At 52.2% G+C, this 22,749-nt stretch carries 18 protein-coding genes; 12 read left to right on the forward strand and 6 right to left on the reverse strand.

Translation table 11 applies throughout. The features are described from left to right. The first annotated feature begins 13 nt into the window (after positions 1 to 13). Positions 14 to 517 carry a chemotaxis protein CheW gene (gene cheW / locus AC534G_RS10315; protein WP_038641481.1) on the forward strand — a complete coding sequence of 168 codons (504 nt, stop codon included), beginning with the start codon at positions 14 to 16 and terminating at the stop codon, positions 515 to 517. A gap of 79 nt (positions 518 to 596) precedes the next feature. Here the strand turns inward: cheW and AC534G_RS10320 are convergent, their stop codons facing one another. Further along, positions 597 to 1,856 carry a dicarboxylate/amino acid:cation symporter gene (locus AC534G_RS10320; protein ID WP_085048027.1) on the reverse strand — a complete coding sequence of 420 codons (1,260 nt, stop codon included), beginning with the start codon at positions 1,854 to 1,856 and terminating at the stop codon, positions 597 to 599. A gap of 406 nt (positions 1,857 to 2,262) precedes the next feature. Between AC534G_RS10320 and tar the strand changes: the two genes are divergently transcribed. The 6 genes from tar to cheZ are packed head-to-tail and all read left to right on the forward strand — an operon-like array spanning position 2,263 to position 8,573. After that, positions 2,263 to 3,924 (forward strand): methyl-accepting chemotaxis protein II, encoded by a 1,662-nt coding sequence (gene tar, locus AC534G_RS10325; RefSeq protein WP_110497637.1) that lies wholly within the window; start codon positions 2,263 to 2,265, stop codon positions 3,922 to 3,924. Between the two features lie 43 nt (positions 3,925 to 3,967). Next, positions 3,968 to 5,569, forward strand: a complete 1,602-nt coding sequence (tap, locus tag AC534G_RS10330) for a methyl-accepting chemotaxis protein IV (RefSeq protein WP_110497639.1) — start codon at positions 3,968 to 3,970, stop codon at positions 5,567 to 5,569. A gap of 19 nt (positions 5,570 to 5,588) precedes the next feature. Further along, complete coding sequence (gene cheR / locus AC534G_RS10335) at positions 5,589 to 6,461, forward strand: protein-glutamate O-methyltransferase CheR (RefSeq protein WP_038641472.1); 873 nt, start codon at positions 5,589 to 5,591, stop codon at positions 6,459 to 6,461. Beyond that, positions 6,458 to 7,507 (forward strand): protein-glutamate methylesterase/protein-glutamine glutaminase, encoded by a 1,050-nt coding sequence (locus AC534G_RS10340; RefSeq protein WP_038641470.1) that lies wholly within the window; start codon positions 6,458 to 6,460, stop codon positions 7,505 to 7,507. Before cheR ends, AC534G_RS10340 begins: the two co-directional genes overlap by 4 nt. An 18-nt stretch (positions 7,508 to 7,525) precedes the next feature. Next, the gene (gene cheY / locus AC534G_RS10345) at positions 7,526 to 7,915 is read left to right on the forward strand and encodes a chemotaxis response regulator CheY (protein WP_038641468.1); all 390 of its coding nucleotides are present in this window, start codon (positions 7,526 to 7,528) and stop codon (positions 7,913 to 7,915) included. A 13-nt stretch (positions 7,916 to 7,928) separates the two neighbouring features. Further along, positions 7,929 to 8,573 (forward strand): protein phosphatase CheZ, encoded by a 645-nt coding sequence (gene cheZ / locus AC534G_RS10350; protein ID WP_038643245.1) that lies wholly within the window; start codon positions 7,929 to 7,931, stop codon positions 8,571 to 8,573. Between the two features lie 50 nt (positions 8,574 to 8,623). Here the strand turns inward: cheZ and AC534G_RS10355 are convergent, their stop codons facing one another. From AC534G_RS10355 to AC534G_RS10370, 4 genes are all read right to left on the reverse strand, one after another. Next, positions 8,624 to 9,583: a fimbrial protein gene (locus AC534G_RS10355; RefSeq protein WP_223229514.1), complete on the reverse strand. Its 960-nt coding sequence runs from the start codon at positions 9,581 to 9,583 to the stop codon at positions 8,624 to 8,626. A 186-nt stretch (positions 9,584 to 9,769) separates the two neighbouring features. Then, positions 9,770 to 12,298 (reverse strand): fimbria/pilus outer membrane usher protein, encoded by a 2,529-nt coding sequence (locus tag AC534G_RS10360; RefSeq protein WP_110497641.1) that lies wholly within the window; start codon positions 12,296 to 12,298, stop codon positions 9,770 to 9,772. Next, positions 12,298 to 12,993: a fimbrial biogenesis chaperone gene (locus AC534G_RS10365; RefSeq protein ID WP_110497643.1), complete on the reverse strand. Its 696-nt coding sequence runs from the start codon at positions 12,991 to 12,993 to the stop codon at positions 12,298 to 12,300. The genes AC534G_RS10360 and AC534G_RS10365 overlap by 1 nt, the downstream gene beginning before the upstream one ends. A 79-nt stretch (positions 12,994 to 13,072) precedes the next feature. Next, positions 13,073 to 13,648, reverse strand: a complete 576-nt coding sequence (locus AC534G_RS10370) for a fimbrial protein (protein WP_038641461.1) — start codon at positions 13,646 to 13,648, stop codon at positions 13,073 to 13,075. Positions 13,649 to 14,138: 490 nt separating this feature from the next. Here AC534G_RS10370 and flhB point away from each other — a divergent pair, with 490 nt between their 5' ends. The 5 genes from flhB (at position 14,139) to bglB (ending at position 20,741) form a co-directional block, all read left to right on the forward strand. Then, positions 14,139 to 15,290, forward strand: coding sequence for a flagellar biosynthesis protein FlhB (flhB, locus tag AC534G_RS10375; protein WP_110497645.1), 1,152 nt, complete (start codon positions 14,139 to 14,141; stop codon positions 15,288 to 15,290). Then, a complete protein-coding gene (gene flhA / locus AC534G_RS10380) occupies positions 15,283 to 17,361 on the forward strand; it encodes a flagellar biosynthesis protein FlhA (protein WP_006684120.1) in 2,079 nt (692 codons plus the stop codon). Before flhB ends, flhA begins: the two co-directional genes overlap by 8 nt. Then, on the forward strand, positions 17,361 to 17,753 hold the full coding sequence (flhE, locus tag AC534G_RS10385) for a flagellar protein FlhE (RefSeq protein ID WP_038641455.1): 393 nt from the start codon (positions 17,361 to 17,363) through the stop codon (positions 17,751 to 17,753). The genes flhA and flhE overlap by 1 nt, the downstream gene beginning before the upstream one ends. A 261-nt stretch (positions 17,754 to 18,014) precedes the next feature. Then, entirely contained in the window at positions 18,015 to 19,601 is a 1,587-nt protein-coding gene (locus AC534G_RS10390; RefSeq protein ID WP_110497647.1) for an MFS transporter, read from the forward strand. Further along, complete coding sequence (bglB, locus tag AC534G_RS10395) at positions 19,602 to 20,741, forward strand: beta-galactosidase BglB (RefSeq protein ID WP_110497649.1); 1,140 nt, start codon at positions 19,602 to 19,604, stop codon at positions 20,739 to 20,741. It begins immediately after the preceding gene. Here bglB and mrdA read toward each other — a convergent pair. Next, positions 20,713 to 22,650, reverse strand: coding sequence for a penicillin-binding protein 2 (gene mrdA / locus AC534G_RS10400; RefSeq protein ID WP_110497651.1), 1,938 nt, complete (start codon positions 22,648 to 22,650; stop codon positions 20,713 to 20,715). The two genes, bglB and mrdA, sit on opposite strands and share 29 nt — an antisense overlap. Positions 22,651 to 22,749 lie beyond the last annotated feature (99 nt).

Here is a 22,749-nt window from a genome sequence, read left to right on the forward strand (position 1 = left end):
GAAAGGGAATAATATGACCGGTATGAGTAATGTAACTAAACTGGCCGGCGAACCGTCAGGTCAGGAATTCCTCGTGTTTACGCTGGGGGATGAAGAGTACGGTATCGATATCCTGAAAGTGCAGGAAATTCGTGGTTACGATCAGGTAACCCGCATTGCTAACACGCCAGCGTTTATCAAAGGCGTTACAAACCTGCGCGGTGTGATTGTGCCGATTGTTGATCTGCGCGTGAAGTTTAGCCAGAGCGATGTGGATTACAACGAAAACACCGTGGTGATTGTACTGAATCTGGGGCAACGGGTGGTTGGGATTGTGGTTGACGGCGTATCTGACGTGCTATCGCTGACAACCGATCAAATCCGACCGGCACCGGAATTCGCGGTTACGCTGTCAACGGAATATCTGACGGGTCTGGGCGCGCTGGGAGAGAGGATGCTGATTCTGGTCAACATTGAGAAACTGCTGAACAGCGAAGAGATGGCATTGTTAGATATTGCCGCCGCTCATATGGCGTAAATAAGTAAACATATTATCCGGCCTACAATAATTGCTGTTGTAGGCCGGATAAGCGTAGCGCATCCGACACCTTTCCTTCTTACGCTTCCCGTTCAACCAGTTCCGGTTCTTCTTCCAGTAAACCTTCATCCTGTGCCAGCATCGCCGTTGCAATCCCGTTACCTAATACGTTGATCGCTGAGCGCCCCATATCGAGGAAATGGTCGATCCCCATCAGTAACAAAATTCCTGCAACCGGAATATTAAAGCTTGGGATGGTTGCCGCCAGCACCACCAGCGCAGAACGCGGCACACCGGCAATCCCTTTGGACGCCAGCATCAGGGTCAACATCAGGACGGTGATTTCTGCAAAGGAGAGATGGATATTGTAGGCCTGTGCGATAAACATAGAAGCAAATGAGCAGTAGACCATAGAACCCACCAGGTTAAACGAATAACCGATAGGCAGTACAAATGACACGATATTAGGCGAGCAGCCAAATTTGGTTAATTGCTCCAGCGTTTTCGGATAAGCGGCTTCGGAACTGCTGGTGGTGAAGGCGACCAGAACCGGGTCTTTCAGCATGCTGACCAGGCGGAACACCTCTTTTTTCAGCATCACATAACCTACAGCCAACAGGACCAGACAGGTCAGCAAAATGGCCACATAATAACCGCCAATGAACGACGCGTAGTTGAGCAGGATCCCCAGGCCCTGGGTGGAGATAACGGAAGATATTGCGGCAAAAATAGCCAGCGGCGCAACATACATCACGTAACCGGTCACCTTCAGCATAATGTGGGAGACGACATCCAGCGCGGCAACCAGCGGGGCGTTAAATTTTTCGCCGAGCGAAGCACCACCGATGCCGAAGAACATTGAGAACACGACGATTTGCAGAATCTCATTGTTGGCCATCGCCTCAGCGATGCTGGTGGGAATGGTATGCGTCAGAAAACCTTTCAGGCTCATACCGCCTACGGCCAGGCCGGTATCGGTGGCTTCCAGCGGGATCGCCAGGTTCAGGCCGCTGCCGGGTTGTTCGAGGGAGACCACAAACAGACCGACCAGAATAGACAGAATAGAAGAGCTGATAAACCAGATCATCGCTTTGCCACCCACGCGCCCGATGGTTGATGTTTCGCCCAGGCGCATAATACCCACGGTCAGGGTGCTAAAGACTAAAGGCGCAATCACCATCTTAATCAGGCGCAAAAAGATGTCGGTGAGAAGCGTAATATTATCGGCCCAGGCGGTAACAACGCCGGGGGAGGCATAAGAGTGGATCCCTGCACCCGACAGGATCCCCGCCAGCATGAAGATCACAATAAACAACGTGAGTTTGTTTGCATTTGCCACTAAAAAGCCCTCAGTAAGGATTTAACATTTATTGTTCGGTTACTCATTTTTTATACTTATTAAGTGGTAACGAAATATTCATCATATAAATTGGATTAAAGCGTAATCGGATACAACTTTTTTTAATTTTTTATTCATTTTGTTGTGGTATTTACGAAGAGGATATGTGATCTGAATCACGAAAAAGTGCCTAATTGTTCTCATCTGATCCTAAGAACAGGCAGATATGAATGTTATTTACATGATAATTATGATGTTTTTATGTGAATGACTTGTGGTGGCTGTTCAACTGCTGCTCAGTGGTTCTGCCTGACTGTATTTCCCTCCCGTATTTCCCTTTCGCAAACGTAAAGTTATCTCAGCGAGTGCCGATAACGTTGATAACTCGTTTTCAGGAAGGTGCCTTATGTTTAACCGTATCCGCGTTGTCACAATGCTGATGATGGTGCTGGGGGTTTTCGCACTGCTACAGCTTGTTTCCGGTGGTCTGTTGTTTTCTTCATTGCAGCAGAATCAGCAAAGTTTTGTTATTTCTAACGATCTTCGACAGCAGCAAAGCGAACTCACCTCGACATGGGATCTGATGCTGCAAACACGAATTAATTTAAGCCGTTCTTCCGCGCGTATGATGATGGATGCGTCCAATCAGCAAAGCAGCGCGAAAAACGATCTGCTAAAGAATGCGAAAGCATCGCTGGCGCAGGCAGAAACGCATTACGCAAAATTTAAAAACATCACGCCGTTGCCGGAGATGGCAGAAGCCAGCGGCAACGTTGATGAGAAGTATCAGCAGTACCATGCGGCCTTAGCAGAACTGGTCCAGTTTCTGGAAAACGGCAATATGGATGCCTATTTCGCGCAACCTACTCAGGGAATGCAAAACGCGCTCGGCGAGGCGTTGGGCAAGTATGCCAGCGTTAGCGAGAAGCTTTACGTTCAGGCATTCGATCAAAGCGCGCGTGATTACCACTTTGCCCAATGGCAGCTCGGCATTCTGGCCGTGGTGCTGGTGCTGATTCTGGTGGTGGTGTGGTACGGCATCCGTCATACCTTGCTCAACCCTCTGGCGCGCGTTATTGCTCATATCCGTGAGATCGCCAGCGGTAATTTAACCGCGACGCTGACGGTCCACGGACGTAACGAAATTGGTGAGCTGGCCAGTACGGTTGACCATATGCAGCGTTCGCTGGCGGAAACCGTCACCCTGGTACGTGAAGGTTCTGATGCGATTTATTCCGGTACCAGCGAAATTGCCAGTGGTAACACCGATCTTTCATCCCGTACTGAACAACAGGCATCTGCGCTGGAAGAGACCGCCGCCAGCATGGAACAACTGACCGCAACCGTGAAGCAAAACGCGGATAACGCGCGTCAGGCTTCTCAATTGGCGAAAAGCGCCTCTGATACCGCACAACATGGCGGCAAAGTGGTTGATCGCGTGGTGAACACCATGCATGAAATTGCCGATAGCTCGAAGAAAATTGCCGACATCATCAGCGTCATTGATGGCATTGCTTTCCAGACCAATATTCTCGCACTGAATGCGGCGGTTGAAGCGGCGCGTGCCGGTGAGCAAGGGCGTGGTTTTGCCGTGGTCGCAGGCGAAGTGCGTAATCTGGCGAGCCGTAGTGCGCAGGCGGCGAAAGAGATCAAAGCATTGATTGAAGACTCTGTTTCCCGAGTGGATACCGGTTCTGTCCTGGTAGAGAGCGCCGGGGAAACCATGAATGACATCGTCAATGCGGTGACGCGGGTGACCGACATTATGGGGGAAATCGCCTCCGCTTCAGACGAACAGAGCCGCGGGATAGATCAGGTTGCGCTCGCAGTATCTGAAATGGATCGTGTGACGCAACAGAACGCCTCGCTGGTTCAGGAATCGGCCGCCGCAGCGGCAGCGCTCGAAGAACAGGCCAGTCGCTTAACCCAGTCGGTGTCGATTTTCCGTCTCGCGTCACGCCCGACGTCGGCTAAACCCCGTGATACGCGGTTACCTGCGTCGGCGACTGCGACTGCATCATCTCCGCGCCAGAATAGTGAACAAGATACGAATTGGGAAACATTTTGACTGGTAGTTAAACCGCGGCCTGCGCCGCCCGATGGGAGCGTTGATGTTTAATCGTATTCGAATTTCGACCACGCTGTTTTTGATTTTAATCCTCTGCGGTGTTTTGCAGATTGGCAGTAATGGCTTGTCCTTCTGGGCATTTCGGGACGGTTTTCAAAACCTGAATCAGGTCGAACGGAGTAACCAACAACGCGCTGCGCTGGCCCAAACCCGCGCTGTGTTATTACAGGCCAGTACGGCCCTTAATAAGGCAGGAACGCTGACTGCACTGAGCTATCCGCCAGAGGATATCAAGGCCTTGATGACGCTTGCGCGCGATAGCCTGGCGCAGTCCGAGTCAATGTTTAAACGCTTTATGGCGACGTCGGATACCACAGAACAAGAGAAGGCGCTGATTGGCGCGACGGAGAAAAGCTTTAGCCAATGGCACAGCGATCTGGTTCATCAGGCAACCTGGCTTGAGAACAATCAATTGTCAGATTTTCTGACCGCGCCGGTGCAGGCTTCGCAGGCTGCTTTTGATGCGAATGTTAATGCGTGGCAGAGCAACATCGACCGCGTGTTGCAAACAGCAGGTGATCTCAGCCAGCGAAATTATCATATGTCGGGGATGATTTTCGCCGTCATGGTGGTACTGGCGGTGCTGTTAACCAGTGCGGCGTTGTACTGGTCGCGCAAGATGATTGTCCAGCCGCTGGCGATTATCGGCAGCCATTTCGACAGCATTGCCGCAGGTAACCTGGCACGGCCTGTAGCAGTTTATGGTCGCAATGAGATCTCGGCCATTTTTGCCAGTCTGAAGAAGATGCAGCAGGCGCTGCGTGAAACAGTGAGTGAAGTTCGCCAGGGTAGCTCAGCCATGCACAGTGGCATTTCAGAGATCGCGATGGGCAATAACGATTTGTCTTCACGAACTGAACAGCAGGCGGCTGCACTGGCGCAAACGGCCGCCAGTATGGAACAACTCACTGCCACCGTTGGGCAGAATGCGGATAACGCGCGCCAGGCTTCAGGAGTTGCTAAAAGTGCGGCAGACACAGCCCATAAAGGCGGCGAACAGACGTCGCGGGTCGCCAGTACTATGCATGAGATTTCCGCCAGCTCGCAGAAAATTGGCGACATTATCGGGGTGATTGACAGCATTGCCTTTCAGACCAATATCCTGGCGCTGAATGCCGCTGTAGAGGCTGCACGAGCGGGGGAACAGGGGCGCGGTTTTGCCGTTGTTGCTGGAGAAGTGCGCAATCTGGCCAGCCGGAGCGCACAGGCAGCAAAGGAAATTAAGGGACTGATTGAGGAATCTGTCACCCGGGTTCATCAGGGATCGCAGTTGGTCGATATGGCGGCGCGCACGATGACAGAAATTGTCAGCTCTGTGACCCGGGTGAACGACATCATGGGGGAGATTGCCTCGGCGTCTGATGAACAGCGCAGAGGTATTGAACAGGTGGCGCAGGCCGTCAGCCAGATGGACTCCGTGACGCAGCAAAACGCCGGGCTGGTGGAAGAAGCCGCATCCGCCACCGGACAACTCGCCACGCAGGCCGATCATCTTTCTGCCTGTGTCGCATTTTTTAAGCTTGAAGAGCAAAACGTAGCAAAACAAGAGTTGGCGCAACCGCAGGTTGTGCCCGTTGTATCCTGAATGTGATTGAGAAGGCGCTATGACATCATCTCTGCCCTCCGGGCAAACGTCATTATTGTTACAGATGACACAGCGCCTCGCGCTGTCTGACGCGCATTTTCGTCGGATATGTCAATTAATCTACCAGCGTGCGGGGATCGTACTGGCCGACCATAAGCGGGACATGGTTTATAACCGCCTGGTCCGCCGCCTGCGAACCCTGGGTCTGGATGACTTTGGTCGCTATCTCAGCATGCTGGAAGCTAACCAGAACAGTGCTGAGTGGCAGGCTTTTATTAATTCTCTGACCACCAACCTGACCGCGTTTTTTCGCGAAGGGCATCATTTTCCGGTGCTGTCGGATCATGCTCGTCGGCGTAGCGGTGAATACCGCGTCTGGAGCGCGGCGGCGTCAACCGGAGAAGAGCCGTACAGCATCGCCATTACGCTCGCCGATACCTTAGGTATGGCGCCGGGCCGCTGGCGGGTTTTTGCCAGCGACATTGATACCGAAGTGCTGGAAAAGGCGAGAAGCGGTATTTACCGCCTTGATGAGCTTAAGACGCTGTCACCCCAGCAGTTGCAGCGTTATTTCATGCGCGGCACCGGACCGCATGAAGGGCTGGTACGCGTCCGGCAGGAACTGGCGGGGCATGTTGAATTTTCCAGCGTGAATTTACTGGATAAGCAGTACAACGTGCCTGGGCCCTTCGATGCCATATTTTGCCGTAACGTAATGATCTACTTCGATAAAACGACGCAACAGGACATATTGCACCGTTTTGTTCCACTTCTTAAACCAGATGGGCTGCTGTTTGCAGGTCATTCAGAAAACTTTAGCAACCTCGTGCGCGAGTTTAGCCTGCGTGGACAGACCGTATATGCGCATGCGCCAGGTAAGGATAAAGCATGAGTAAAATCAGGGTGTTGTCGGTTGATGATTCTGCATTGATGCGTCAAATCATGACCGAAATTATTAACAGCCACAGTGATATGGAAATGGTGGCGACGGCGCCAGATCCGTTGGTCGCGCGGGATTTAATCAAAAAATACAATCCCGACGTACTGACGCTGGATGTGGAGATGCCGCGCATGGACGGTCTCGATTTTCTTGAGAAGTTGATGCGTCTGCGTCCGATGCCGGTCGTCATGGTCTCTTCTCTGACCGGTAAAGGTTCAGAGGTCACGTTGCGGGCGCTGGAGTTGGGGGCGATTGATTTTGTCACTAAACCGCAGTTGGGGATCCGTGAAGGGATGCTGGCCTACAGCGAAATGATCGCAGAGAAGATCCGCACTGCGTCGCGGGCAAAACTGGCGGCTCATAAACCCATGGCGGCACCAACGACCTTGAAAGCAGGGCCATTACTCAGTTCGGAAAAATTGCTGGTGATTGGCGCCTCAACCGGAGGAACAGAGGCAATTCGCCATGTACTCCAGCCATTGCCGCTTTCAAGTCCAGGTATTCTTATCACCCAGCATATGCCGCCAGGATTTACCCGCTCGTTCGCCGAACGTCTGAACAAACTGTGTCAGATCACGGTGAAAGAAGCCGAAGACGGGGAACGCGTTCTCCCGGGGCATGCGTATATTGCGCCCGGTGACAAACATATGGAGCTGGCGCGTAGCGGCGCGAACTACCAAATCAAAATTCATGACGGCCCGCCGGTTAACCGGCACCGGCCTTCAGTGGATGTGCTGTTCCATTCGGTGGCGAAACATGCGGGGCGTAATGCGGTGGGAGTGATCCTGACCGGCATGGGCAACGACGGCGCCGCCGGAATGTTAGCGATGAACCAGGCTGGCGCCTGGACCATTGCGCAAAATGAAGCAAGTTGTGTGGTGTTCGGCATGCCGCGCGAGGCCATCAATATGGGTGGCGTAAGCGAAGTGGTCGATCTTAGCCAGGTAAGCCAGCAAATGCTGGCGAAAATCAGTGCCGGACAGGCAATACGTATTTGAATCAGGAGTCTATTTTTTATGGCGGATAAAGAGCTTAAGTTTTTGGTTGTGGATGACTTTTCCACCATGCGTCGCATCGTGCGTAACCTGCTCAAAGAGCTGGGGTTCAACAATGTTGAAGAGGCGGAAGACGGCGTGGATGCGCTGAATAAGCTGCAGACTGGGGGATTCGGTTTTGTCATTTCCGACTGGAACATGCCGAATATGGACGGCCTGGAACTGCTGAAAACCATTCGTGCAGATGGCGGAATGTCTTCCCTGCCAGTGCTGATGGTCACGGCAGAAGCGAAGAAAGAAAACATTATTGCGGCAGCACAGGCAGGCGCCAGTGGTTATGTCGTTAAACCGTTTACGGCGGCGACGCTGGAAGAAAAACTCAATAAGATCTTTGAGAAACTGGGCATGTGAGGGTGTGATAATGATGATGCAACCACAAATTAAACCTGCTGACGAACACTCAGCAGGGGACATCATCGCGCGCATCGGCAGTTTGACCCGAATGCTGCGCGACAGCCTGCGCGAACTGGGGCTGGATCAGGCTATTGCCGAAGCGGCGGAAGCGATTCCCGATGCCCGCGATCGTCTCGATTACGTTGTGCAAATGACTGCACAGGCGGCAGAGCGCGCGCTGAACAGCGTGGAAGCTTCGCAACCGCACCAGGACGCGATGGAAAAAGGGGCCAAAGAGCTGACAAAACGCTGGGATGAATGGTTCGAAAATCCGATCGAGCTGTCTGACGCCCGGGAACTGGTCACCGACACCCGTCAGTTTCTTGGTGACGTGCCCGGACATACCAGCTTCACCAATGCCCAGTTGCTGGATATCATGATGGCGCAGGATTTCCAGGACCTCACCGGTCAGGTCATCAAGCGTATGATGGATGTTATCCAGGAGATTGAACGTCAGCTGCTGATGGTTCTGCTGGAAAACATTCCGGAGCAGGGCGCTCGTCCAAAACGTGAAAACGAAAGCTTGCTGAACGGCCCGCAGGTTGACACCTCAAAAGCCGGCGTGGTGGCAAGTCAGGATCAGGTTGACGACCTGCTGGATAGTCTCGGGTTCTGATTGTTGCGCGAGTCCCCTCAGGCCGCAGAGTAGGTCTGAGGGGAAAGTTCTCAGCGTAAATCCATTTTAACGGTCATGTTGCCTTCAAAGCTTCCTGGTTCCGGGCGGCTGGCGGTGGTAGAGACCGGCGCGGCCGTCATGTTAATTATGCCATTTCCCTGTTCATCCAGCGTAACCGGAAAATCCACAGAACCATCCAGTACTACGTTCTGATTATTTGCATCAAACATTCTGATACCGAGATCGTTTCTGCCAATCAGTTTGGCGATGTAGGACTGACTACCCTCTACCACGCCCTGATCGGCGGTCAACGTCAGCTTAATCTTGTCGCTGTTGCTGATGGCGGGGCCGTCACAATGGTAGGCGATATCGACATCTTTCAGCGTATAACCTTTTGGCGGTTGCCCCTGGTTAACAAACTGACTGCTGATAATACTCCCCATATCAACCTCAATGGTACTTCCAGCATTAATCGTACAACTGAGAGGGGCGGTAAGCTTACCGCTCAGCCAGATATTGGACACCAGTTGAGCATCGGTGTTGCGGCATGAACCATTTCCTGTATACAGACAGGCATAGCTTTGCACAACCAGCGTGGGGTCGATGATCTCTTCACCCAATATCGGTTTTTTAATGTACAGATAAAAGCGAATCACGCTGAGCTTGAACTTTCGTTTGACCGTTGCGCCACCGGTCGGTCGCGTTTCGTTGTTACAGACATCTGCTGTCCCTTCCGACAGTTTTTGGTCTGCCTTTTGACTGCCCATATTGCCGATTGGGGTCGGGTACTCGGTGATTTTGATCTCACTTAACCCCATGCCGTCGGGATTGTCGATAGCGTCGTTAAATCCCGAAACCTTGATATCCAGGTTCTCTGTTAAGACTCCGTATCCACTGACGCCTGCCGTCAGCGGACTACCGGCGAAGTTGTATTCATAAATCATCGATGCTGATGTGGTATTGGCGGGACATGTGCAATTGGCTTCGATCTCAGGCCCGGTACCTGGCATGTAGCTCCCCGTTAAGTATGAATAATTTGTGTTGTTTTCTGTGCTGCTGAGTTCATGCTCATATGACACTGAATAGTCAGCAGATGCTCCAAAGCAATTTGTTAATAGCGTTATCGCAGCCTGGACTGAGGCTGGCAATATAAAGAGAACCGAGGTCAATACGACCGCAAAAATGTGGCGCATATATTATTCCTGTTTGCAAATGGCCTGAGTAGAGAGAATCCCTGCGAGATTCGCAGCGTGTTCGGGCTCAGGGAGGACCACGCTGGCATGGCATTGTTGTTCACGAGCCTTACCCCATTGAATGGTTATTGGGAAAGTCGCCGGAACCCCTGCGAGGTAGACGGTGCCGGTATCATCAACGATGCCGAGAATTGAGGCATTATCGACGGAGACCATTGCACCGAAAGGAATCACTTGTCCCTTGGCATTGGTGAGATGGAGAAGCGCCCGATAACCGATGTGCGCGACAAAGTTTGCCGCCACCGCTGCGCTACGGCTTGGAATGACAGTTGTGGCAGTTGCATCGGTATCAACATCATCCGGCAGGCTGGTGGTATCAATTCGGATGCTGTTTTTCTGATACGGCGTCAGGGAGGGGATGACAGCATTACCCTGCCAGTCGGTGCGGACACCGCGCTGATTCTGAAAGCGGATGCCTTTTGCCCCTTGAGCAGAGACTATGGCAAACTGATCGCCCAATGGTTGAGAAAAGGTGATGCCGTGAGGATGGGCGACAATCGCGCCGCTGGCACCCAGATTCAACTGTTGCGAGCGGTCCGATGAAGTGTAATAGCCGGCGTTCATACTGGCGTATTGCGAGCGGTAGCTGCTGTACAGACTGCTGGTATCTTCGCCGTCGTGATTGCTGTGGCTTTGCTGCAGGGAATAGCTCAGACGCTGATCGTCAAGTAGCGTGCCGTTCAAGCCGATATTATGGCGGGTATAGCCATGTTTGCTGCTGCTGACGTTATAGGTCGACCATGCGTTGGGCAACCAGCGGCTGAGAGGCACGCTGAGTCCAAAGGCGATCATCTGATCGTCTTGTCGATCGCTGGTTTTACTGTAGGTATAAGTCAGATGATAGCTAATCCCATTTATTGTCGTATTTACTCCGGCAGACAGGCTGCGTTCAGTTTCTGAGGTTCCCCAGTAGTCCTGCTGATAACCGTTCAGGTAGATGCTGCTGCCCAGCAATGTTTGGCTGATGCTGGCCTGAATTCGGTTGCGTTTGTTATAGCTGAACATCAGGTCATCTTCATTACCGCTGTATTTCTTATTGGCATCACTGAAGCTGTAATAGCCCTGCGTAGAATAGCGATAGCTGGCGAGCGTGAAGTTGGTGGCGGTACGCTCGATCTTGCCCGAGTAAAGCAGGCGATACGACTGCCCGGAACTTGTTTGATCATTATCCAGCGTGGCTCTGGCTGCCGTGACGTCAGCCGAAAGGGCGCCCAACTCGCCCAGTGCTATACCGATCCCGGCGTTCGCAGCCTGATAATCACCAGAAGAGGTGACTCCGCCGAACAGCGTTGCGGCATTGTTCAAACCGTAGATAAAACTGGCCTGGGCGAATTCGGGTTCTTTCTCGTCGCTGCCGCTGGCCGCCCGGTAACGGGCCGCGGTGACTTCGTATTTTATCCTGCCGGGACGTAACATCACGGCGGTGCTGGAGTAGGGTTGGGTAAAATGATGCTCTGTGCCGTCGGCTTCTTTTACCGTGATATCCAGATCGCCGCTGTTGGTTGTCGAGTAGAGATCGGAAATCTCAAAAGCCCCCGGGGCAACGTTTTGCTGGTAGATCAAATAGCCATTTTGCCGGATGGAGACTTCCGCATTTGAACTGGCGATCCCGCGTATAACGGGCGCGTAGCCGCGCTGGCTGAACGGTAACATTTCGTCATCGGAGGCCAGATTTACACCTGTGTACTGAATACTGTCGAAGACATCGCCACGGGTGCTGTTTTCACCCGCGGTAAACTGGCTGCGTAGCACATCAATATCATGCTGCAGATAGGTATTAATGGCATTCCAGGCATTGATGCTTTCAGATTTGCTCCAGGTAGAATAGTTGCGTACCCGCCACCCGCCCAGGTTAAGACCACTACGCAGATTGAGGTACTGGCTGTCAGAGGTATTATGGTTACCGTCACGGGTCTGTGAACCTGAATAACTGTAATCCGTAAACAGAACCGGTACGCCATCATCCCACAGTGACGGGTCAATACCATCCCTGGCCGGATTCGCAATGGCGGCCTGCGGCATGCTGATATTGAGCGTCATCGTGGAAAAGTCGAGCGATGATGAGGCTTGCGGGATGTAATACCCCAGAGGGTGTGGGAGAGGTACATTCGCTGGCGCATCCGCAAGTGCTGGATAGTTCTCAATTTTAACGCCCCAGTGGCGCAGCATTTCTGGCGTGAACTGTGCCTGAAGCGTACCATCCGTGGCACTTGTATAGGTAACCGGTTCTTCACCCAGCAACGTCTTATTGAGCTGTAGCCGCGAAGGCCAGGTACCGGGCAGTTGCGCATTTTCGCGGGAGAAAAGCGACAAATCGATATCCTGTTGCGAGAGTTCGTTGCCCTCCAGTGATGAAGAGGAAAAGGAATATTCCCGTGCGAAAGCATGGCCTGAAACGACAAATGCAATGCTGAGAAGACCGCGGATTAGCAGCGACAGCCTCGAAGGAGCAAACGTAGAACGTCGCAACATTAACCCCCCTTGCTCAACGGGGCCGAGTATTGTTGCGAGGCATTTCCGTAGTCGGTAATGCAGTGCCAGGTAACCTGATCACCGTTAGCTTGCATGGGCAGCGGGAAAGTGGCGGTGCTGAAAGGTGCCACCATATCCGCCTTCGCAAGTGAAACTGCGCCCAAGTGTAAGCTATCGAAAACCGTGTAGAAGGCGTTATTATTCGTTACCTGTAACTGGTTACCTGAACGCACAAACTGTAACTTCTCGCAGCTTTGTGCCGGTGAACCCGTAATATTTTTAGGGCGCCAGAGCAGTTTGAGACGGGTTTTATAGATTAGCCGAAGAATATTTTTACTTTCATTTTCTTTGGCGGTAGCCGGAATAGTGCGCACGTTCATATAAAACAGCGATTCTTTATTCTCTGGCAGTGGCGTGCCGTTCCAGGTGATACGCAGGCTCTGCTCTTTTTGCGCGTTGAGGCGAAAAAGCGGCGGGGTAACGATAAAAGGTCCGCGCGTCTTCTCATCCCCCGTATCGGTCCACGACTGAATTAACCATGGCAGTTGCGTGTCAGTATTAGTCAGCGCCAGCGCGACCTCTTTTTTGTTAGCGTCAAAAATAATCCGTGTGCGGCCAACCTGAATTCCACTCGCCGGACAAAAACACGAGTAAAAGAGAGGAGGGAATAATGCCACCATAATAAGGATACGCATAAAATGGACCCGTAATAGGTTAAATATTATCGATGGTATTAAGCGCCTGGAAATATTCCAGGCGTAAAAATAGAAAGTGTTAGCGATATAAAATATTAATTGTCATGTCCGCATCAGCCGGGCCAGCGGTGACTTCTTTTGCGAACGATTTATAGCGAGCCTGAAGGTGAGCCTGAATGGTATCGGTGGACTCTGTTGATAGCGGAATATAAACTTGCCCCTCTGAACCATCGAAGGCCAACAATGTTGTTGGTGAGTTGATCGGGCTAAGTGCAATACCAACTCCGGTAGCTGCCGTCTCTCCTGCGGTCGTGATCTGACTGACGTCAAGAAGCGTATTGGACTTGGTTAATGCGGTAGGGCCATTAAAGGTTAACTGCACGGAAGTCAGACCTTCAGTCGTCACCGGACAGTCAGTCAGTTTTATATCGACATCAACCAGATCTGTTTCTGTACCTACAGTGGTAAATAATGATGTCGGCCACGTACCCAGCGGTATAGTGCTGTCCGTACCATCATCTCCATCAATGACACAACTTGGTTCAATGATTTCTCCGGTAAAATGAATCGTCCCTGCATTCATTTCTGCGGCTAATACATTAAATGAATATGCTGACAGCAGAGCAAAAAATACAGCGCTTTTCTTCATCTTCATGATTTGATAATCCCTGTAAGTGTTAATATTTTATTCCATAAAAATATGGGTGTAGCTCAACGGTAATATTATTCGGTCGCCAGTATACATGAGGTTTAATCGTTGTGGAGTAGGGCGGGGTTAAGTGGGTTATAATTAAAGCTTATGATTTTTTATTTTATTATTGAGTCTGAAGGGAATGATATATAATGTGATTATGTTAAGCAATTCTTATATTGCTTTCTTCTAAAACTTAGGCGGAATTGCTATTTTTTTATTCGATTTTGTTCTGTTGACAGAGTTATGTTCGTCTTTTTTTAATGTTTCTTAATTCAGAAATTAATAAATATTATGCTGTGATAGCTATTTTAGCCGCGATGAGACGGTATTGCGCAGGATCTATCCGCCGGGTAAACCCCGAAAAGAGCATGATTGCGCGGTTTTTTCTCGCCATTGCTTACGGACCATGCTGGCATGATAAGTCAGACGTAATGGGTAACGAGCACGTACAGTGGCAGAAGAAAGCGACGACGACAAAACAGAAGCCCCCACACCCCACCGACTTGAAAAAGCCCGGGAGGAAGGGCAGATCCCCCGATCCAAAGAGCTGACTTCACTGCTTATTTTGCTGGTGGGAGTGTGCATTATCTGGATTGGTGGAGAGTCGCTGGCCCGCAGACTGGCTGGCATGCTGTCGGCTGGGCTACGGTTTGACCACAGTATGGTCAATGACCCCAATCTGATCCTCAGCCAAATCATCCTGCTGATTAAAGACGCGATGATTGCGCTGTTGCCGTTGATTACTGGCGTCGTTCTGGTGGCATTGATCTCACCCGTGATGCTTGGTGGCTTGATCTTCAGTGGTAAATCTCTGCAACCCAAGTTCTCTAAGTTGAATCCGCTGCCAGGCATTAAACGCATGTTTTCCGCGCAAACCGGTGCCGAACTACTCAAAGCGATACTGAAGTCCACGTTAGTGGGAAGCGTGGCCGGATTTTTTCTCTGGCATAACTGGCCAGCGATGATGCGGCTGATGGCGGAATCACCGATTACGGCGATGGGCAATGCCCTGGATTTAGTCGGTATGTGCGCGCTGTTGGTGGTGCTGGGCGTCATTCCCATGGTCGGGTTCGACGTTTTTTTCCAAATTTATAGCCATCTGAAAAAGCTGCGCATGTCGCGTCAGGATATCCGTGACGAATTTAAGCAAAGCGAAGGTGATCCGCACGTTAAGGGCAAAATACGCCAAATGCAGCGCGCGGCGGCACAGCGTCGCATGATGGCGGATGTACCGAAAGCGGACGTCATTGTGACCAACCCCACGCACTACTCGGTGGCGTTGCAGTATGACGAGAACAAAATGAGCGCGCCGAAAGTTGTTGCCAAAGGCGCGGGGCTGGTGGCGTTACGCATTCGTGAGATTGGCGCCGAGCATCGTGTCCCCACGCTAGAAGCACCACCACTGGCGCGTGCGTTATATCGTCATGCAGAGATTGGTCAGCAAATACCGGGGCAATTATATGCCGCCGTTGCTGAAGTGTTGGCATGGGTATGGCAGTTAAAACGCTGGCGTCTGGCAGGCGGCAATCCGCCACCACAACCTGAAAACCTTCCGGTGCCTGACGCACTGGATTTCCTGAACGAGAAGAATACTGATGGCTAATCTGGTCGCGATGCTGCGCCTGCCCGGCAACCTCAAATCCACGCAATGGCAAATCCTTGCCGGGCCGATCCTCATTCTGCTGATCCTGTCGATGATGGTGCTGCCGCTGCCGGCTTTCATCCTCGATCTGCTGTTCACGTTTAATATTGCGCTGTCGATCATGGTGCTGTTGGTGGCGATGTTTACACAGCGCACGCTTGAGTTTGCTGCATTCCCGACGATTTTGCTGTTCACCACATTATTGCGCCTGGCCCTGAACGTCGCGTCGACGCGTATCATTTTGATGGAAGGACATACCGGTGCGGCCGCGGCGGGGAAGGTGGTTGAAGCCTTTGGCCACTTCCTGGTGGGCGGTAACTTTGCCATCGGGATCGTGGTTTTCGTTATTCTCGTCATCATTAACTTTATGGTTATTACCAAAGGCGCCGGTCGTATCGCTGAAGTTGGCGCACGCTTCGTGCTGGATGGTATGCCCGGCAAGCAGATGGCGATTGATGCCGACTTAAATGCCGGACTGATTGGCGAAGATGAAGCCAAAAAACGCCGTTCGGAAGTGACGCAGGAAGCGGACTTCTACGGTTCGATGGATGGTGCGAGTAAATTCGTACGCGGAGATGCCATCGCCGGTATTTTGATCATGGTGATCAACGTGGTTGGCGGCCTGTTGGTCGGGGTGCTACAGCATGGTATGAGCATGGGCAGCGCCGCGGAAAGTTATACCCTGCTGACTATCGGTGACGGCCTGGTCGCGCAGATCCCCGCGCTGGTTATCTCAACGGCGGCGGGTGTTATCGTGACCCGCGTGAGTACAGACCAGGATGTAGGCGAACAGATGGTGACCCAACTGTTCAGTAATCCAAGCGTTATGCTGCTTAGTGCAGCGGTGCTGGGTTTGCTGGGCCTGGTACCTGGTATGCCAAACCTGGTATTTTTGATGTTTACCGCCGCATTACTCGGCCTGGCCTGGTGGATGCGTGGCCGCGAACTCAAAGCGCCTGCTGAACCTCAGCCGGTAAAAATGCCGGAAAATAACTCTGTGGTGGAAGCCACCTGGAACGATGTGCAACTGGAGGATTCACTGGGAATGGAGGTGGGTTATCGCCTGATCCCAATGGTGGATTTTCAGCAGGATGGCGAGCTACTGGGGCGAATTCGCAGTATTCGTAAGAAATTTGCCCAGGATATGGGCTTCCTGCCGCCGGTGGTCCACATTCGCGACAATATGGATCTGCAACCCGCCCGCTATCGCATTCTGATGAAAGGGGTGGAAATCGGCAGCGGGGACGCCTATCCCGGACGTTGGCTGGCTATTAACCCGGGGACGGCGGCAGGTTCGTTGCCGGGAGAGAAAACGGTCGATCCGGCTTTCGGTCTGGATGCTATCTGGATTGAGAGCGCATTGAAGGAACAGGCGCAGATTCAGGGCTTTACGGTGGTTGAAGCCAGTACCGTTGTCGCTACGCATCTGAATCACCTGATTGGTCAGTTTGCCGCTGAGCTGTTCGGGCGTCAGGAAGCGCAACAGCTTCTGGACCGCGTCTCACAGGAGATGCCAAAACTGACAGAAGATCTGGTCCCTGGGGTTGTGACGCTGACCACACTGCACAAAGTGCTGCAGAACTTACTGGACGAAAAAGTACCGATTCGCGATATGCGCACCATTCTTGAAACGCTGGCTGAACATGCGCCGCTGCAAAACGATCCGCATGAGCTTACTGCGGTAGTCCGTGTTGCGCTGGGGCGCGCCATCACCCAGCAATGGTTCCCGGGTAATGAAGAGGTTCAGGTTATTGGTCTGGATACCCCGCTTGAACGTTTGCTGCTGCAAGCATTACAGGGCGGCGGCGGTCTGGAGCCTGGTCTGGCAGACAGGCTGCTGGCCCAAACTCAGGAAGCGCTCTCCCGCCAGGAAATGTTGGGTGCGCCGCCGGTATTGCTGGTTAATCACGCGTTGCGCCCGTTACTGGCACGCTTTTTACGCCGCAGCATACCGCAACTGGTGGTGTTATCGAACATGGAGCTTTCCGATAACCGCCATATTCGTATGACGGCGACCATTGGAGGTAAATAATGCGTAACTTACTGTGGCTGTTGGTTTTTCCTTTGGTGGCGCAGGCGGCCGGAGAAGGGGCATGGCAGGCGAGCGGAATGGGCATCACCTTAAACCATCGTGGTCAGTCAGCCTCGTCCGCACCTCTGGTTCCCAGTCAGCCCGTCTCGGGTTTGATGACCCTGGTGGCGTGGCGCTATGCGCTTAATGGCCCAACCCCTGCGGGGTTACGTGTGCGTTTATGTTCTCAGTCCCGCTGTGTCGAGCTGGACGGACAAAGTGGCACCACCAACGGGTTTAATAATGTTCCTGCCATCGAACCGATGCATTTTGTCTGGGAAGTTCCCGGCGGCGGTCGTCTGATCCCCGCCTTACAAGTACAGAGCAATCAGGTAATAGTAAACTATCGTTAACGCCTTCCTTCATTAGGCCAGCAGCAGAAACTGCTGGCTGCTTCGCAATTTTAGCCCGCCGCTTTGATTAAAAAGAAACGCTGTTTTATAAAATTGGTGACATACGTTGCCGGACTCTTTGTGCTGTTGCCATTTCGCGAACATCCCTGGCAGAAACAGAAAGGTTTCACTTCCTGTTAGCTTTTACTGTGACCCTGTAAGGACGCCCAATATCAACGCGAGGATTGCGGGGCCTCCCAATAATGTGCAGGGGTAACGGCAATGAAGACACGTAAAATCGGACTGGTTAACTATTTTGCCTACGGTTCGGGGGATTTTTTGGGCGCAGGCACCACGGCATTAACCGCCGCCTGGCTGCTCTATTTTTACACTACGTTTTGTGGCCTGACGCCTATCGAGGCGACCTTCATTTTTGCCACCGCCAGGGTGTTGGATGCCGTGGTTAGCCCGTTAATGGGTTTTTTAACCGATAACTTTGCTTCCACCTGGCTCGGTAAACGCTTCGGGCGACGTAAGTTTTTTATTCTGTTGGGGATCCCCTGCGTCTTTAGCTACTCGCTGATGTGGGTGGGTGACATGGGTTTCTGGTACTACCTGCTGACCTATCTGATTTTTGACGTGGTCTACACCATGATTCTGGTGCCTTATGAAACGCTGGTGCCCGAAATGACCGATGACTTCAAACAGAAAACCAAGTTTTCCGGCGCGCGTATTTCGATGGCGCAAATGTCAGCTATTCTGGCCTCGTTCTTACCCGGCGTTCTGCTGACGCTGTTTGGCAAAGATAACCCGGTGTCTTTTTTCTACGCCAGCCTGGTGTTCTCTGTGCTGTGCGCGCTGATGCTGATTTTCGTCTGGTTCTTTACCTGGGAGCGCCCACGTGCTGAGTGGACTGAAGCCGCGCTGCGAGCCGAAGAAGAGAAGAAAAAGCTGACCTTTAGCCAAAGCATGACCCGTCTGTTTGTTGAACTGAGTTCAACACTGCGCATCCGAATCTTCCGCCAGCATTTAGGAATGTATCTCGGCGGCTATATAGCGCAGGACGTTTTTAACGCCGTCTTTACTTACTATGTGGTGTTTGTGCTGATGCAGGAAGCCTCGATGGCGTCAAACCTGCTGGGAACGATGGCTATCTTCCAGTTCATTGCCGTTATCGCCATGATCCCATTGTGTATCCGCTTTGGACCCGCGCCATCATACCGGATGGTGGTTGTCCTGTTTGGCGCGAGCTCTCTCTCTTATGCGCTGCTTTACTATGCCGGGTTAAGCGATGTTTATTCTCTGTTGCTGCTGGTCTCTGCCATTGCGGGTCTGGGACGCGGCGGTATCAATTATGTCCCCTGGAATACCTACACCTATATTGCTGACGTTGACGAAGTGATTACCGGCCAGCGCCGGGAAGGGATCTTCGCCGGCATTATGACGTTAACGCGTAAGGCGTCACAGGCGGGAGCGGTGATGCTGGTTGGGATTGTCATGCAGATGTCCGGTTTTGTCTCCGGTCACAGCGTACAACCCGCGGCGGTCAGCCATACCATTTTGTTAATTCTGAGCTGCGGTACGCTAATTGTTCTGGCGCTGGGTTTCCTGGTTTCCTTGCGCTTCAAACTGAACCTGCAAACCCACAGTACCCTACGTGAAGAGACCGCAAAAATGCGGGCATCGGGACGCCCCGTGCCGGAAGGGCTCTCCGCCAAAGGCCGCGCGACCGTAGAGATGCTGTCGGGCATGCCATATGAATCACTTTGGGGCAACAACAATATTGGTTACCTGAATCGTAATAAGCCAGCAGCACCGAAACTGGAAAAGGGTGCCGCATTGAATTCGACATTGACAGAGGTGAAGTAAATGATTGTTTACCCGGTTAAACACAGCCCGTTATTGCGTCAACCAGACCATTTTATTGCCAGGGATGAATTAAAAACGTTGATCAAAAAGGTGACGCATAACCTGGTCAATATTCATGATGAGACAGGCGAATTCCTGCTGCGTCTGGACGACGGCCGCGTTATTGATACCAAAGGCTGGGCGGGATGGGAGTGGACGCACGGCGTCGGCCTGTACGGGATGTATCAGTATTATCAGCAAACCGGCGATGAAACGATGCGCGATATCATCGATAGCTGGTTTGCCGATCGCTTTGCTGAAGGTGCGACCACCAAAAACGTCAACACTATGGCGCCGTTTTTAACGCTGGCGTATCGCTATGAAGAGACGCGTAACCCCGCGTATCTGCCGTGGCTCGACATCTGGGCTGAGTGGGCCATGCATGATATGCCGCGTACTGAATTCGGCGGTATGCAGCACATTACGCTGGCGGAAGAGAATCATCAGCAAATGTGGGATGACACGTTGATGATGACGGTTTTGCCACTGGCGAAAATCGGCAAGTTGCTCAACCGTCCAGAATATATTGAAGAGGCAACCTATCAGTTCCTGCTGCATGTGCAGAACCTGATGGATAAAGAAACGGGGCTGTGGTTCCACGGCTGGAGCTATGAAGGGCGGCATAATTTTGCCAACGCCCGCTGGGCACGTGGTAACAGCTGGTTAACTATCGTGATCCCGGACTTCCTCGAACTGCTCGATTTACCAGAAAACAGTGCCGTTCGCCGCTATCTGGTGCAGGTCCTGCACGCGCAAATCGCGGCGCTGGCAAGGTGCCAGGATGAAAGTGGATTGTGGCACACGCTGCTGGACGATCCGCAGTCGTATCTGGAAGCGTCAGCTACCGCCGGATTTGCGTATGGGATCCTCAAAGCAGTACGTAAACGCTATGTCGGTCAAGATTATGCCGCGGTGGCCGAAAAAGCCATCAGAGGCATTGTGCAACATATCTCACCAGAAGGTGAATTGATGCACACCTCGTTTGGTACCGGAATGGGGCACAATCTCGATTTTTACCGCAATATCCCGCGGACCTCCATGCCATATGGACAGGCCATGGCGATACTGTGCCTTACCGAATACTTGCGTAAGTATTTTTGATCTCGTTGGCAGAGGGGGCTGCCGCTAACGGACCTGATTGTTGATTCACCTCTGTTTGCGCGGCATTATCCTGCGGCGCAAACAGATGATCCATGATTTGCCGCATGACCGGCGCGGCGGTAACACCGTCGCTGCCGCCGTTTTCGAGGATTAATGCCACGGCGACTTTCGGGTTCTTATAGGGCGCAAAAGCGGTATAAAACACATGGTCGCGCAAACGGACAGGAATCATTTTCGCATTGTAGGTCTGATTTTCTTTCAGGCTGAAGACCTGCGATGTGCCACTTTTCGCCGCAATGCCGTAAGGTGCGGTGTGAAAGAACTTATACCCTGTACCGTTTGGTTCATTTGCCATGCCGAACATCGCCTGACGCACCAGCCCCCAGTAGGGTGACGACGCAGAGGCGATTTGCGACGGCGGTTCAGGAGCCTGGTATGGCGTGAGGGTTTTGCCGCTTTCTTCATCGAGTAGCAGGTGAGGAGCGATGACTTTGCCGTTGTTAATCAGCGCTACCATAGCCTTTACCATCTGGATCGGCGTGGCAATCCAGTAGCCCTGGCCGATACCGACAGAAATGGTATCCCCTTGATACCATGCTTTTTTATGTACTTTCTGCTTCCATTCGCGGCTCGGGAGCAGGCCGTTATACTCCTCATCAAGATCGATACCGGTCGGTTTACCGTAACCAAACTGGCTGAGCATGCTGTTAATCCGGTCGATCCCCATCATATACGCCACCTGATAAAAGAAGGTATCGGCGGATTCTTCAATCGCTTTGGTGACGTCCAGCATACCGTGACCGGTTTTTTTCCAGTCACGATAATGTCGCTCGGTGCCGGGTAGCGTCCAGGTGGGCGCGCCGAAGAAACTGGTCTGCGGGGTGATGACGCCGTTCAGTAACGCTGACATCGCCATGTAGGGTTTGACCGTGGAGGCAGGAGGGTATAACCCCTGCGTGACGCGGTTGATTAAAGGCAGGTCTTTATCCTGCAACAGCTTGTTATAGTCCTGATAGCTGATGCCTTTGACAAACGGATTGGGGTCATAGCTGGGATTGGAGACCATCGCCAGCACGGAACCATCGTGCGGATCTTCCACCAGTACTGCCGCACGCTGGCCCGCCAACAGACTCTCAATGTATTGCTGTAAATGTAAGTCCAGCGTCAGATGGATATCTTTCCCGGCAACGGGCGGCACATCCTTGATCAAGCGGACGATGCGTCCGTGGTTATCGACTTCCACCTCCTGATAACCGGTTTTTCCATGCAGTTCGTTTTCGTAATAGTGCTCAATACCCTGCTTGCCGATGTTGTGATCGGCGGCGTAGTTTTCTGCCAGACCTTTTTTATCCAGTGCTTTCAGATCGTTGTCGTTGATTTTTGAAACATAGCCAAGGACATGCGCCAGTGCGGCCCCATAGGGGTACTGGCGGTCTTCATAGCTATTGATATTGACGCCACTGAAACGAAACTGGTTAACCGAGAAGCGAGCGATTTCTACATCGGTCAGCGCATTTTTTAGCACTACCGGGCGATAACGGCTGCTGGATTTTAGCTCATGGCGGAACTGGTCAATGTCATCCGGGGTGAGGTCAACGATCGGCGTTAGCTGCCTGATTAGGGCATCCATATCGCTGATTTTATAAGGCGTAACGGAAATGTCGTACCAGGTTACGTTGCGCACCAGCGGGATGCCGTTGCGATCGTAAATAATGCCTCGCGTTGGGGCGACGGGCAGCATTTTGATGTCGTTTGCATTCGAGCGGGTGGTGTAATACTGGTGCTGACAGATTTGTAAATTGTAGAGATTGTAAATCAGGATGCCAAAACAGATAACCACAAGGCCAAAGGCCACTATCACACGCCGCTGGAAGAGTTTTTCTTCCGCCTCAAAATCTCTGAATGTCATTGACCCGTACCCGATTAATTCGCCGCCTAATGATACGGAGGCTCAAACGGGATGACAGGCAAAAAATGTTCCATATCTCTACGGAAATGTGTCATTCCT

The organism is Citrobacter sp. CRE-46, assembly GCF_059615875.1.